Source organism: Pseudomonas fuscovaginae SE-1 (assembly GCF_000364705.1).
Lineage (GTDB): Bacteria > Pseudomonadota > Gammaproteobacteria > Pseudomonadales > Pseudomonadaceae > Aquipseudomonas > Aquipseudomonas fuscovaginae_A.
Map to the genome: position 1 here is coordinate 1 of NZ_AQOH01000062.1, position 12,298 is coordinate 12,298.

A 12,298-nucleotide genomic window follows, 5' to 3' on the forward strand; every position below is an offset into this window, starting at 1 on the left:
GCGGCGGATCGCCAGCAAAGCCGGCTCCCACAAAAGCAAAAGCACAAGAGCAAGAGCAAAAGACCAAAGCAGAGGCAGAGGCAGAGCCCATAAAAGCAGAAAGCCGGCCCCAAGGGGCCGGCTTTCTGATTACCAACATTACTAACCCGAAACGCCGAGTCACTCGGCCTTCAGCGCAATACGGGCAAACGCCTTCTTGCCAGCCTGACAGACATGGGTAGCCCCCAACTTGAAGATAAAGGCGCGATCGACCACCTCACCATCCACCCGAACACCACCGGCCCCCAACAGATCCCGAGCGACTGCCGAGTTCTTGACCAGGCCCGCCTTGTTAAGGATCGCCGCGATCGGCATATCTTCAGCCGCCGCCAACTCGATCTCTGGCAGGTCGTCCGGCAGCTCGCCGTCCTTCATACGGTTACCGGCACCACGATGAGCATTGGCCGCCGCTTCCTCACCATGGAAGCGGGCAACGATCTCTTCAGCCAGCAGGATCTTGATGTCACGCGGATTGGCCCCCGCCTCGACATCCTGGCGCAGCTGACTGATCTCATCCATCGAGCGGAAGCTCAGCAACTCGAAGTAACGCCACATCAACGCATCGGGAATCGATACCAGCTTGCCATACATCACCCCCGGCGCCTCCTGAATCCCGACATAGTTACCCAGGGACTTGGACATCTTCTTCACGCCATCCAGACCTTCGAGCAACGGCATGGTGAGAATGCACTGCGCCTCCTGCCCATAGGAGCGCTGCAACTCACGCCCCATCAGCAGGTTGAATTTCTGATCGGTACCGCCCAGCTCGACATCGGCACGCAACGCCACCGAGTCATAGCCCTGCACCAACGGATAGAGGAACTCGTGGATCGCAATAGGCTGCTTGGAGCTATAGCGCTTGTCGAAGTCGTCACGCTCGAGCATGCGCGCCACGGTGTACTGCGAAGTCAGGCGAATGAAGTCCGCCGGCCCCATCTTGTCCATCCAGGTGGAGTTGAACGCCACCTCGGTCTTGGCCGGATCGAGAATCTTGAACACCTGGGACTTGTAGGTTTCGGCGTTATCGAGAACCTGCTCACGCGTCAACGGTGGACGCGTTGCACTTTTGCCGCTCGGGTCACCGATCATGCCGGTGAAATCACCGATCAGGAAAATGACCTGATGCCCCAGATCCTGGAACTGGCGCAGCTTGTTGATAAGCACCGTATGACCCAGGTGCAGGTCCGGCGCCGTCGGGTCGAAGCCAGCCTTGATACGCAGCGGCTGGCCGCGCTTGAGCTTCTCGACCAGTTCCGACTCGACCAACAACTCTTCCGCACCACGCTTGATCAGCGCTAGCTGCTCTTCAACCGACTTCATAACCAACCTGCAAGGCTCAGATTCAAAGGGAACCAACCATACAAGATCGCCGCCCAAATACAAGTTTTGCCCGGCGTACGGCCAGCCCAAGGCCTGCCCGCACATGACAGACTTGCTTCAAAGATGTTTTGGTTATATTTTATACAGTTATTTCATCTTCATCATGTCATTCATCTTTTCCAATTCATCTTTTTCAAAGTCAAATCACTCATGAGCACAGAACCGCCTAAAGCGCCGCCGCTTTATCCGAAGACCCACCTGCTGGCCGCAAGTGGTATCGCCGCCCTCCTCAGCCTGGCACTGCTGGTGTTTCCCTCCAGCGATGTCGAAGCCAAGAAAACGACCCTGAGCCTTGAACTGGAAAGTCCCGCCGCTCAACTGACACAAGACAAAGACGCCGTAGAACTCGACCAGGCCACAAATGAAGGCAATGAATCGCCTTTCGCCCAGATCGAAAACAGCGACGATAACGGCAAGAACACCGTCAAGAACGAGCCCGCGCCAGCCGTGGAAGAGAAAAAGGGACCCGGCCACCGTGAAGTGACCGTGGCCCGCGGCGACACGCTCTCCACCCTGTTCGAAAAGGTCGGCCTGCCGGCTGCGGTCGTGCATGAAGTGCTGGCCAGTGACAAGCAGGCCAAGCAGTTTTCCCAGCTCAAGCACGGCCAGAAACTGGAATTCGAGCTGAGCCCCGATGGTCAGTTGAACAACCTGCACAGCAAGGTCAGCGACCTGGAAACCATCACACTCACCAAGGGCCCGAAAGGTTTCACCTTCAACCGTGTAGTCACCAAGCCAACCGTGCAGTCGGCCTATGTGCACGGCGTGATCAACAGCTCCCTTTCGCTCTCGGCACAACGCGCCGGCATGCCCCACAGCCTGACCCGCGAGATGGCCAGCGTATTCGGCTACGACATCGACTTCGCCCAGGACATCCGCCCTGGCGACGAATTCGAAGTGATTTACGAGCAGAAGGTGGTCAACGGCAAGACCGTCGGCACCGGCAACATCCTGTCCGCCCGTTTCACCAACCGCGGCAAGACCTACACCGCCGTGCGCTACACCAACAAGCAGGGCAACAGCAGCTACTACACGGCTGACGGCAACAGCATGCGCAAGGCCTTCATCCGGACCCCGGTGGACTTCGCCCGCATCAGCTCGCGCTTCTCCATGGGCCGCAAGCACCCGATCCTGAACAAGATCCGTGCGCACAAGGGCGTCGACTACGCCGCACCACGTGGCACGCCGATCAAGGCCGCTGGCGACGGCAAGGTGATCCTGGCCGGGCGCCGTGGCGGCTATGGCAATACCGTGATCATCCAGCACGGCAACACCTACCGTACGCTGTACGGCCACATGCAGGGCTTCGCCAAGGGCGTCCAGACCGGCAGCAACGTCAAGCAGGGCCAGGTGATCGGCTATATCGGCACCACCGGCCTGTCGACCGGTCCGCACCTGCACTACGAGTTCCAGGTCAACGGCGTTCACGTCGACCCGCTGAGCCAGAAGCTGCCGATGGCCGACCCGATCGCCAAATCCGAGCGTGCCCGTTTCCTGCAGCAAAGCCAGCCGCTGATGGCGCGCATGGACCAGGAAAAGGCCACCAAGCTCGCCTCGGCCAAGCGCTGAATCATGGCGCTCTATATCGGCGTGATGTCCGGCACCAGTCTCGACGGGCTGGATATCGCGCTGATCGAGCTGGACAGCGGCATTCGACTGCTGTGCACGCACTACATCCCCATGCCCGACGCACTGCGCGCCGAACTGCTCGGCCTGTGCGCCAGCGGCCCGGATGAGATTGCCCGGGCCGCGCTGGCCGAACACAGTTGGGCAACACTGGCCGCCCAGGGCGTCAATGCCCTGCTCGCCCGCCAATCACTGACTCCCGCATCGATCCGCGCCATCGGCAGCCATGGCCAGACCATCCGCCATGAGCCGGCACGCGGCTTTACCGTGCAGATCGGTAATCCGGCGTTGCTGGCAGAGCTGACCGGCATCAGCGTCGTCAGTGATTTTCGGCGGCGTGACGTGGCCGCCGGGGGCCAGGGCGCACCGCTGGTTCCAGCCTTCCACGAGGCACTGTTCGACGAGCGCCGGGCCAATCGCGCCGTACTGAATATCGGTGGTTTCAGCAACCTGAGCCTGATCGAGCCAGAAAAACCGGTCTGCGGCTTCGACTGCGGGCCCGGCAATGTGCTGCTCGATGCCTGGATTCACGATCAGCGCGGCGAATCCTACGACCGCAACGGCCAGTGGGCCGCCAGCGGCCAGGTCGAACCGGTGCTGCTGCAGGCGCTACTGGGTGATCCGTTCTTCCAGACCACCGGCCCGAAGAGCACCGGACGGGAGGTCTTCAACCTGAACTGGCTCAAGCAGCATCTGGGGCGCCTGCCCGCCTACCACGCCGAGAACGTGCAGGCCACGCTGCTGGAGCTCACCGCCCGAACCATCGTCGAGTCGCTGCTCAATACCCAGGCGAACACCGAGGAACTGCTGGTCTGTGGTGGCGGAGCCCATAACACGGCACTGATGGCCCGCCTGGGGCAGCTATTGCCCGACACCCGGGTCGCCAGCACCGCAACCCACGGCATAGACCCCGACTGGGTGGAAGCCATGGCCTTCGCCTGGCTGGCTCATTGTTGCCTCGAAGGCATCCCGACCAACCGCCCCAGCGTCACAGGAGCACGCGGACTGCGGGTCCTGGGCGCGATCTACCCGGCCTGAACCCGACAAGCAAAACGCCGCGAAGATTCGCGGCGTTGGGGTCAAGCGCTGGGCAATCCGTCAGATCGAGAACGACGAACCGCAGCCACAGGTCGTGGTAGCGTTCGGGTTCTTGATCACGAACCGCGAACCTTCCAGACCTTCCTGGTAATCCACTTCCGCCCCGGCCAGGTACTGGAAGCTCATCGGATCGACCACCAGGCTGACGCCCTCGCGCTCGACGATGGTGTCGTCCTCGGCCACATCCTCATCGAAGGTGAAGCCGTACTGAAACCCTGAACAACCGCCGCCCGTAACGAATACGCGCAACTTCAAGCGATCATTACCCTCTTCATCGACCAGGCTCTTCACCTTGTGCGCAGCACCTTGAGTGAAAAGCAAAGCCGTGGGGGTGAAGGATTCGACGCTCATGCTGAAAATCTCCCGGCGTTACGCCGCCATAATGCGTGATGACGTGCATTATCCGCTTCTCCTAGAAAAGCGGTCAACTATTGTTATGGTATATCAATAGGCCCGCTTCACCGCGCACCATGCAAAAAGGCCCGCATGGCGGGCCTTTCCGGTGAGTCGCAAGATGCGCTTACGGCAGCATGCCGGCGTGGGACAGCCCCAGGCGCTCATCCAGGCCGAACAGGATGTTCAGGTTCTGTACCGCCTGGCCCGAAGCGCCCTTGACCAGGTTGTCGATCACCGACAGCACGACCACCAGGTCGCCGTCCTGCGGACGGTGCACGGCGATCCGGCACACGTTGGCACCGCGCACGCTGCGGGTTTCCGGGTGGCTGCCCGCCGGCATCACATCAACGAACGGTTCATTGGCATAACGCTTCTCGAACAGCGCCTGCAGGTCGACGGAGCGGTCCGCCACGGTCGCGTAGAGGGTGGAGTGAATACCGCGGATCATCGGCGTCAGGTGCGGAACGAAGGTCAGACCGACGTCCTTGCCAGCGGCACGGCGCAGCCCCTGGCGGATCTCAGGCAGATGGCGGTGCCCCTTGACAGCGTAGGCCTTGAGGCTTTCCGAGGCTTCGGAATACAGCGAACCGACGCTCGCACCACGACCGGCTCCGCTGACGCCCGACTTGCAGTCGGCAATCAGCCGCGAAGCATCGGCCAGGCCAGCTTCCAGCAGCGGCAGGAAACCCAACTGGGTAGCGGTCGGGTAGCAACCCGGCACGGCGATCAGACGCGCCTGGCGGATCTTCTCGCGGTTGACTTCCGGCAGGCCATAGACCGCCTCGTCCAGCAGTGCCGGCGCACCGTGTGGCTGGCCGTACCACTTGGCCCACTCATCGGCATCCTGCAGACGGAAGTCGGCGGACAGGTCGATGACCTTGGTCCCGGCGGACAGCAGCTCGCCGGCCAGGGCATGGGCAACGCCATGGGGCGTGGCGAAGAACACCACATCACAGGCGCCCAGGGTCTTGACGTCCGGTACGCTGAACTGGAGGCCATCGTAGTGACCGCGCAGGTTCGGATACATGTCGGCCACGGCCACCCCGGCCTCGGATCGGGAAGTGATGACCACCACCTCTGCCTGCGGATGCTGTGCCAACAGACGCAGCAATTCGACACCGGTGTAACCCGTGCCGCCGACGATACCGATCTTGACCATGACCTGCCCCTCAACGAAACCACTGGAAAGCCCACGATAATAGGGCCCGCGCAAGCCTGCGACAACCGTCAAGGTGACGTGCGCGGGCTCAAGACTCTACTATTTGCTCCACCGTGAACCTGGAAACCATAAAAATGCTCTATCTCTGGCTCAAAGCCTTTCACATCGTCAGTATCGTCTGCTGGTTCGCCGGCCTGTTCTACTTGCCGCGCCTGTTCGTCTATCACGCCCAGAGCGAGGACAGCATCAGCCAGGAACGCTTCAGCGTCATGGAGCGCAAGCTGTACCGCGGCATCATGGGGCCGGCGATGATCGCCACGCTGATTTTCGGCGGTGCGCTGATCAGCCTCAACCCCGCGGCCTACTTCACCCAGGGCGGCTGGATGCATGCCAAGCTGACGCTGGTGGTGCTGCTGATCGGTTATCACCACATGTGCGGCGCCCAGGTGAAGCGTTTTGCCCGTGGCGAGAACACCCGCAGTCATGTCTTTTATCGCTGGTTCAATGAAGTACCGGTTGTGATATTGCTGGCTATCGTAATTCTGGTCGTGGTCAGACCGTTCTAAGCCAATAAGTCGTCACTCCGGAGTATCGCCCATGCCGCTGCCCGCTCTGCTCGAACAACGCCTGCGCCTGCCTGTCGTGGCAGCGCCGATGTTCCTGATTTCCAACCCGCAACTGGTCCTGGCCTGCTGCCGCAATGGCGTGGTGGGCAGCTTCCCGGCTCTCAACCAGCGCGAAAGCAGCGGCTTCAAGGCCTGGCTGGAGGAAATCGAAAGCGGCCTGGCCGAGCTGGAAAACCCCGCGCCCTACGCCGTCAACCTGATCGTGCACAACAGCAACCCGCGCCTGCAGGCCGACCTGCGGATCTGCATCGAGCACAAGGTACCGATCGTCATCACCAGCCTGGGCGCGGTCAAGGCAGTGGTCGACGCGGTGCACGGCTATGGCGGCCTGGTCTTCCATGACGTGACGACCCGTCGCCATGCCGAAAAGGCCGCCGAAGCCGGAGTCGACGGCCTGATCGCGGTCGCCGCCGGCGCCGGCGGGCATGCCGGGACCTGGAGCCCGTTCGCCCTGATCGCGGAAATCCGCCAGTTCTTCGACAAGACCCTGCTGCTGTCCGGCTGTCTGAACCATGGCCACGAGATTCTCGCGGCACAGTTGCTGGGGGCCGACCTGGCCTATCTCGGCACCCGCTTCATCGGCACCACGGAAAGCCATGCGCCCGAAGCCTACAAGCAAATGCTGCTGAACTCGCATGCCGCCGATATCGTGCACACCGCAGCCGTTTCGGGCGTTCCGGCCAGCTTCATGCGCCAGAGCCTGGAAAATGCCGGCTTCGACCTGGCCGCCCTGCAGGGCAAGGGCGAAGTCGACTTCGGCAGCAAGCTCAAGCCGCTCAACGATGAAGCCAAGGCCTGGAAAACTGTCTGGTCGGCCGGCCAGGGCGTCGGCGGGATCGACGACCTGCCGGGCATCGATCAACTGGTCGCGCGGCTCGACGATGAATACCGCAAGGCCCAGGCCCACGCCACGCAACTGTCAGGGCACTGGCCACGCTAGCGAAACCCTGTGGCCTGCAAGTGTCTTGCAGGCCTACACTACGCGCCATCCATCAGTGCCGCGACAGGGACGCCCCCATGAGCAACATCCGTTTCAAGATCGTATTCGATGGCACCTTGCTGCCTGGCGTGGAACAGACCACCGCCCAGTTCAACCTCGCCGAGTTGTTCAAGAGCGATATCGCTTCCGTGGAAAAACTCTTCAACGGCCAGCCCATCGCCCTCAAGCGCGACCTTTCGGCCAGCGAGGCGCAAACCTATCTCGAAGCCTTGCGCAAAACCGGGATCGACGCGCGCATCGTGGAAGAGACTCCAACCGGCGAACTGAGCCTGGCCGATATCGACGAGTTGCCCGCCAGTGTACCGCCTGCGGCCCTCAGTGAGCCGAAGCCATCATACAACCCGCCCCCGCTCGCCAGCGAACCGCAATCCCCATATGCTCCACCCGCCGCCAAGGTCGGTGATACGTTGCCCACATTCGGGCCACTGAAGGTATTCAGCCTCAATGGCCGGATAGGGCGACTGCGCTACCTGGCCTGGAGCATGACGGCAGCACTGGCGACGCTCGCCCTGATAGCGGTGTTGGTCGGTGTCCTGAAAGGCGCGGAGGTCGTAAGTGGGCTGGCCATCATCCTCGCCGTGGCCTTCTACATACTCCTGACCATCCAGATGGCCGTGCAACGCCTGCACGACATCGGCTGGTCCGGCTGGCTGTGGCTGCTCTCGCTGGTGCCCTTCGTGGGCTACGTGTTTCCTTTCGTCCTCATGTTCTATCCGGGCGATGCCTCGGCCAACCGCTACGGCGCACCACCGCCACCGAACAGCAAGGCGGTCAAGGTGCTTTCGATTCTGGCAACCTTCGTCGTCTTCCTGATGGGCGTGCTGTTCGCCCTGGGGGCCGCCAGCATCAAGCATACCTAGGCCAACCAGCCCAAGAGCAGCGCCAAGTAACCGTGGCCACTGTAGACTGTCGGCAAAATAAACAGCGCTGGACCTTGCGACCTCCCTGTCCCAAGGCACGGCGCCGTTGCCATGGAGAATTGCATGACCCGTTACGCCCTGATCACCGGCGCTTCCAGCGGTATCGGCCTGGCCCTGGCCGAAGCCCTGGCGCGCCGCGGTCGCAACCTTATCCTGGTTGCCCGCCAACGTGATCGGCTGGAAAGCATTGCCATCGAACTGACCCAACGCTTCGGCGTCGAGGTGCTCTTCCGCGCCTGCGACCTGAGTGAACCCTTGCGTCTGTCCGGCTTCCTGCTGGAACTGGAGGAAGGTACACACCAGATCGACCTGCTGGTCAATTGCGCCGGCATGGGCACCAGCGGCCCGTTCCTGGCCCAGGACTGGGGTACCGAGCAGGACCTGATCGAGGTGAACATTCTCGCCCTCACCCGCCTGTGCCATTCCATCGGCAATCTGATGGCGATCCAGGGTGGTGGGCAGATCCTCAACGTCGCCTCGATCGCCGCCTTCCACCCGGCGCCGTGGATGAGCAGCTACTACGCCAGCAAGGCTTATGTCCTGCACTTCAGCGAAGGCTTGCGCGAAGAGCTGAAGAAAACCGGGATCAAGGTCTCGGTGCTCTGCCCGGGCCTGACCCGCACCGCCTTCTTCCACACCGCCCAGTTGCAGGCCGACAAGCTCAAGCGCAGCAAACTGATGATGAGCCCCGAGGAAGTTGCGCTGTACACGGTACGTGCCCTGGAGAAGAATCGCGCGATCATCATCCCCGGCTGGCGCAATCGCTGGCTCACCCGCCTGCCGCGCCTGGGCAGCCGCTGGATGATCCGCAAGCTGGCCGGCCTGATTACCCGGACATACTGCCCACGCTGACACTTGAACTCGCGGGCCACTGCAGACAGACTCCGGCCCGTCCCTACCCAAACGGAGAAACAGTTGTGGATACTCTGTTCACCAAGATCATCAACCGGGAAATACCCGCGAAGATCATCTACGAAGACGACCAGGTTCTGGCGTTTCACGATATTGCCCCGCAGGCACCCGTGCATTTCCTGGTGATTCCGAAGAAGCCGATCGCCACCCTCAACGACCTGACCGAGGACGACAAGGCGCTGGCCGGACATATCCTCTTCACCGCCCAGCGCCTGGCACTGGAGCTGGGTTGCGAGGAAGGTTTCCGCGTGGTGATGAACTGCAACGAGAAAGGTGGCCAGACGGTCTACCACATCCATATGCATGTGCTGGGTCAGCGCCAGATGAACTGGCCTCCGGGCTGATACGCCTGTGTGTCGGAGCGGGTTTGCCGGCAGTGATGATCGCAGGGCCGGCGTAAGACCTACTGGCCTGTTCGCGGGCAAGCCCTGCTCCTACAGGGGATCCGCAAGCGACTGGATCACCCAGGGGAGCCAGCTTGCTGGCGATAGGAAACGCCAGGCCAACACGCTCCCCCGCAACCCGTCCATCCCGTCGATGACCCAGCTCAAACCTTGCGCTGCGGATTGCGGTAAACTGCGGGCCGAGATTCCTCCGGAGGTCAGCATGACTACCCAACGTCACTACTCGCCGATTGACCGCCTGTTGCTGCAGGCCGATGCCGCCATGCGCACCTTGCTCCCGTTCAGCGGCCAGCCATATCGCCCATCGCCGGCCATCGTCCAGCCCGAAACGCAGATGAGCGAGGAAGACACCCGACACGTTGCCGGGCTCATGCGTATCAACCACACCGGTGAAGTCTGTGCCCAGGCGCTGTACCAGGGCCAGGCCCTGACCGCCAAACTGCCCCACGTACGCGCGGCCATGGAACACGCGGCCGAGGAAGAGATCGACCACCTGGCCTGGTGCGAACAGCGTATCCGCCAACTGGGCAGCCGCCCGAGCGTGCTGAACCCATTGTTCTACGGCCTATCCTTCGGGATCGGCGCGGCGGCCGGGCTGGTCAGCGACAGGGTCAGCCTCGGCTTCGTCGCAGCGACCGAGGACCAGGTCTGCAAGCACCTGAACGAGCATCTCGAACAACTGCCCGCTGAAGACGAAAAGTCCCGGGCGATTCTCGAACAGATGCGCATCGACGAGGAGCACCACGCCGAGACGGCGCTCGACGCCGGTGGCTTCCGTTTCCCGGCACCGGTGAAGTTCGGCATGAGCATGCTGGCCAAGGTCATGACCAAGAGCACCTACCGCATCTGAACCGGCAGGTCACCGCACCCGTTATCTTGCAGGAGCGTGGCTTGCCCGCGAATGGGCGCTTGAACTAGCCAAGAGCTTCGCGGGCAAGCCCCGCTCCTACAAACAGCGAAAGCCTGCCCGGGGCATCAGCCGAGTTCGACGATCTCGTAGTCATGGCTGATGGCGACACCGGCGGCGCCGAGCATGATCGAGGCCGAGCAGTACTTCTCGGCCGACAGCTCGATCGCCCGCTTGACCTGCGACTCTTTCAGGCCCCGGCCCTTGACCACGAAATGCAGGTGGATCTTGGTGAACACCTTCGGATCTTCACTTGCACGTTCGGCCTCGAGGAACGCTTCGCAGCTTTCGACCGGCTGGCGCGCCTTCTTCAGGATGCTGACCACGTCGAAGTTGCTGCAGCCGCCCAGCCCCAGCAGCACCATTTCCATGGGGCGCACGCCCAGATTGCGGCCACCGCTCTCCGGCGGGCCGTCCATCACCACCACGTGTCCGCTGCCCGACTCACCGAGGAACATGGCTTCGCCAGCCCATTGAATGCGTGCCTTCATCGCCAAGACTCCACTGATAAAAAAGGGGCGTCAGCTTAGCACAGCACCCGGCAGGCTCAGGCGACGACCGGTTGGTCGGCCCATTAAATTCCGCCATCTCGATGCCGCACGTCTGTTAAGCTGGCGCCAAATCGCTGGCGTTATGCCAGCTTTTTGGCTACGCCTAAAAAAATCAAACCAAACCGTGCAGTCTTTCCAGGATACAAACATGGTTGCTCTGGCTTCCGCTTCCCTCTCCAAGATCAAGAACCTCGACAAGCTGCTGATGCACTGCCAGCGTCGACGCTACCAGGCCAAGAGCAACATCATCTGCGCCGGCGATCGCTCGCAAACCCTGTTCTTCATCGTCAAGGGCTCGGTCACCATCCTGATCGAAGACGATGACGGCCGGGAAATGATCATCGCCTATCTCAATGCCGGGGATTTCTTCGGTGAGCTGGGGCTGTTCGAACAGGCCGGGGTCGAGCAGGAGCGCAGCGCCTGGGTTCGCGCCAAGGTCGAATGCGAGGTGGCGGAGATCAGCTACGCCAAGTTCCGCGAACTGGCCCAGCAGGACCCGGACATTCTCTACGCCCTCGGCGGACAGATGGCCCAGCGCCTGCGCAATACCACCCGCAAGGTCGGCGACCTGGCCTTCTTCGATGTGACCGGGCGCGTCGCCCGCTGCCTGCTGGACCTGTGCAAGCAGCCGGATGCCATGACCCACCCGGATGGCATGCAGATCAAGATCACCCGCCAGGAAATCGGCCGGATCGTCGGTTGTTCGCGGGAAATGGTCGGCCGGGTGCTCAAGGATCTCGAAGAACAGAACCTCGTGCACGTCAAGGGCAAGACCATGGTGGTCTTCGGCACCCGCTAGGTGTCGAGCAGGCCTGCCAGCAGTTGCTGGTAAGAACCGGCCAGCCTCTCAAGGAATAGCGGGGCCGGATAGACCTCATGCAGCGCGACATGGCTCGCGGCCCGCACCCGCTGCTCCAGGCCACACGCCTGGTAGAACTGATTGACCGCTGTCACCATCGATTCGCGCTCGTCGTCGATCAGCATCGCACCATGTACCAACCCCACCGGACGCGTTCCCCCCCGACTCTGCCGCCAGCGTTGGGCTGTACCGACCAGCTTGCGTCCATTGAGGTTGACGTTGTACCGACCATCACAAAACGCTCCGTCGACCTCCCCCAGAGACGCGACGCCTCCCAGCTCATCCAGCGCATCACAGATCGGTTGGCACAGGCGCAGATAGCCGGTTTCGATTCGGTTCTGATCACCCTCGCCACGCGGTGGCGCATAGACCAGGGCAATGTTCACTGTCGAGGCCGATTGCGGCACCGGCTCCCCACCCG

14 protein-coding genes are annotated in these 12,298 nt (G+C 62.0%); 9 read left to right on the forward strand and 5 right to left on the reverse strand.

Features of this window, described 5'->3' with window-relative positions; genetic code table 11:
- Positions 1-159: 159 nt before the first annotated feature.
- The gene (gene tyrS / locus K675_RS0107255; protein WP_017902849.1) at positions 160-1,359 is read right to left on the reverse strand and encodes a tyrosine--tRNA ligase; all 1,200 of its coding nucleotides are present in this window, start codon (positions 1,357-1,359) and stop codon (positions 160-162) included.
- 210 nt (positions 1,360-1,569) lie between these two features.
- On the opposite strand from tyrS, the gene K675_RS0107260 reads away from it, so the two are divergent.
- Together K675_RS0107260 and K675_RS0107265 are read left to right on the forward strand one after the other, a co-directional pair.
- Positions 1,570-2,988 (forward strand): peptidoglycan DD-metalloendopeptidase family protein, encoded by a 1,419-nt coding sequence (locus K675_RS0107260; RefSeq protein ID WP_017902850.1) that lies wholly within the window; start codon positions 1,570-1,572, stop codon positions 2,986-2,988.
- 3 nt (positions 2,989-2,991) lie between these two features.
- Positions 2,992-4,083, forward strand: a complete 1,092-nt coding sequence (locus K675_RS0107265; protein ID WP_017902851.1) for an anhydro-N-acetylmuramic acid kinase — start codon at positions 2,992-2,994, stop codon at positions 4,081-4,083.
- A 60-nt stretch (positions 4,084-4,143) separates the two neighbouring features.
- On the opposite strand, the gene erpA is transcribed toward K675_RS0107265, so the two are convergent.
- Together erpA and argC are read right to left on the reverse strand one after the other, a co-directional pair.
- Entirely contained in the window at positions 4,144-4,494 is a 351-nt protein-coding gene (erpA, locus tag K675_RS0107270) for an iron-sulfur cluster insertion protein ErpA (protein WP_017902852.1), read from the reverse strand.
- A 169-nt stretch (positions 4,495-4,663) separates the two neighbouring features.
- The gene (gene argC / locus K675_RS0107275) at positions 4,664-5,698 is read right to left on the reverse strand and encodes an N-acetyl-gamma-glutamyl-phosphate reductase (RefSeq protein WP_017902853.1); all 1,035 of its coding nucleotides are present in this window, start codon (positions 5,696-5,698) and stop codon (positions 4,664-4,666) included.
- Positions 5,699-5,832: 134 nt separating this feature from the next.
- Between argC and hemJ the strand changes: the two genes are divergently transcribed.
- The 6 genes from hemJ (at position 5,833) to coq7 (ending at position 10,410) form a co-directional block, all read left to right on the forward strand.
- Positions 5,833-6,264 (forward strand): protoporphyrinogen oxidase HemJ, encoded by a 432-nt coding sequence (hemJ, locus tag K675_RS0107280; protein ID WP_017902854.1) that lies wholly within the window; start codon positions 5,833-5,835, stop codon positions 6,262-6,264.
- A 31-nt stretch (positions 6,265-6,295) separates the two neighbouring features.
- Positions 6,296-7,264 carry an NAD(P)H-dependent flavin oxidoreductase gene (locus K675_RS0107285; RefSeq protein ID WP_017902855.1) on the forward strand — a complete coding sequence of 323 codons (969 nt, stop codon included), beginning with the start codon at positions 6,296-6,298 and terminating at the stop codon, positions 7,262-7,264.
- A gap of 77 nt (positions 7,265-7,341) precedes the next feature.
- The gene (locus K675_RS0107290) at positions 7,342-8,184 is read left to right on the forward strand and encodes a DUF805 domain-containing protein (protein ID WP_017902856.1); all 843 of its coding nucleotides are present in this window, start codon (positions 7,342-7,344) and stop codon (positions 8,182-8,184) included.
- Between the two features lie 123 nt (positions 8,185-8,307).
- The gene (locus K675_RS0107295) at positions 8,308-9,096 is read left to right on the forward strand and encodes an SDR family NAD(P)-dependent oxidoreductase (protein WP_017902857.1); all 789 of its coding nucleotides are present in this window, start codon (positions 8,308-8,310) and stop codon (positions 9,094-9,096) included.
- A gap of 65 nt (positions 9,097-9,161) precedes the next feature.
- Positions 9,162-9,500 carry a histidine triad nucleotide-binding protein gene (locus K675_RS0107300; protein ID WP_017902858.1) on the forward strand — a complete coding sequence of 113 codons (339 nt, stop codon included), beginning with the start codon at positions 9,162-9,164 and terminating at the stop codon, positions 9,498-9,500.
- Positions 9,501-9,762: 262 nt separating this feature from the next.
- The gene (coq7, locus tag K675_RS0107305; protein WP_017902859.1) at positions 9,763-10,410 is read left to right on the forward strand and encodes a 2-polyprenyl-3-methyl-6-methoxy-1,4-benzoquinone monooxygenase; all 648 of its coding nucleotides are present in this window, start codon (positions 9,763-9,765) and stop codon (positions 10,408-10,410) included.
- Between the two features lie 125 nt (positions 10,411-10,535).
- On the opposite strand, the gene K675_RS0107310 is transcribed toward coq7, so the two are convergent.
- Positions 10,536-10,958, reverse strand: coding sequence for an OsmC family protein (locus K675_RS0107310; RefSeq protein WP_017902860.1), 423 nt, complete (start codon positions 10,956-10,958; stop codon positions 10,536-10,538).
- Between the two features lie 208 nt (positions 10,959-11,166).
- Here K675_RS0107310 and crp point away from each other — a divergent pair, with 208 nt between their 5' ends.
- On the forward strand, positions 11,167-11,817 hold the full coding sequence (gene crp / locus K675_RS0107315) for a cAMP-activated global transcriptional regulator CRP (protein ID WP_017902861.1): 651 nt from the start codon (positions 11,167-11,169) through the stop codon (positions 11,815-11,817).
- On the opposite strand, the gene K675_RS0107320 is transcribed toward crp, so the two are convergent.
- Positions 11,814-12,298, reverse strand: a 485-nt coding sequence (locus K675_RS0107320; RefSeq protein WP_017902862.1) for a lipoyl protein ligase domain-containing protein, incomplete at its 5' end; no start/stop codon positions are given. The genes crp and K675_RS0107320 overlap by 4 nt on opposite strands.

Excerpts from the sequence above, each read along its gene's own strand:
- tyrS (WP_017902849.1), bottom strand. The coding sequence starts at position 1,359 with ATGAAGTCGGTTGAAGAGCAGCTAGCGCTGATCAAGCGTGGTGCGGAA.
- K675_RS0107260 (WP_017902850.1), top strand. The coding sequence starts at position 1,570 with ATGAGCACAGAACCGCCTAAAGCGCCGCCGCTTTATCCGAAGACCCAC.
- K675_RS0107265 (WP_017902851.1), top strand. The coding sequence starts at position 2,992 with ATGGCGCTCTATATCGGCGTGATGTCCGGCACCAGTCTCGACGGGCTG.
- erpA (WP_017902852.1), bottom strand. The coding sequence starts at position 4,494 with ATGAGCGTCGAATCCTTCACCCCCACGGCTTTGCTTTTCACTCAAGGT.
- argC (WP_017902853.1), bottom strand. The coding sequence starts at position 5,698 with ATGGTCAAGATCGGTATCGTCGGCGGCACGGGTTACACCGGTGTCGAA.
- hemJ (WP_017902854.1), top strand. The coding sequence starts at position 5,833 with ATGCTCTATCTCTGGCTCAAAGCCTTTCACATCGTCAGTATCGTCTGC.
- K675_RS0107285 (WP_017902855.1), top strand. The coding sequence starts at position 6,296 with ATGCCGCTGCCCGCTCTGCTCGAACAACGCCTGCGCCTGCCTGTCGTG.
- K675_RS0107290 (WP_017902856.1), top strand. The coding sequence starts at position 7,342 with ATGAGCAACATCCGTTTCAAGATCGTATTCGATGGCACCTTGCTGCCT.
- K675_RS0107295 (WP_017902857.1), top strand. The coding sequence starts at position 8,308 with ATGACCCGTTACGCCCTGATCACCGGCGCTTCCAGCGGTATCGGCCTG.
- coq7 (WP_017902859.1), top strand. The coding sequence starts at position 9,763 with ATGACTACCCAACGTCACTACTCGCCGATTGACCGCCTGTTGCTGCAG.
- K675_RS0107310 (WP_017902860.1), bottom strand. The coding sequence starts at position 10,958 with ATGAAGGCACGCATTCAATGGGCTGGCGAAGCCATGTTCCTCGGTGAG.
- crp (WP_017902861.1), top strand. The coding sequence starts at position 11,167 with ATGGTTGCTCTGGCTTCCGCTTCCCTCTCCAAGATCAAGAACCTCGAC.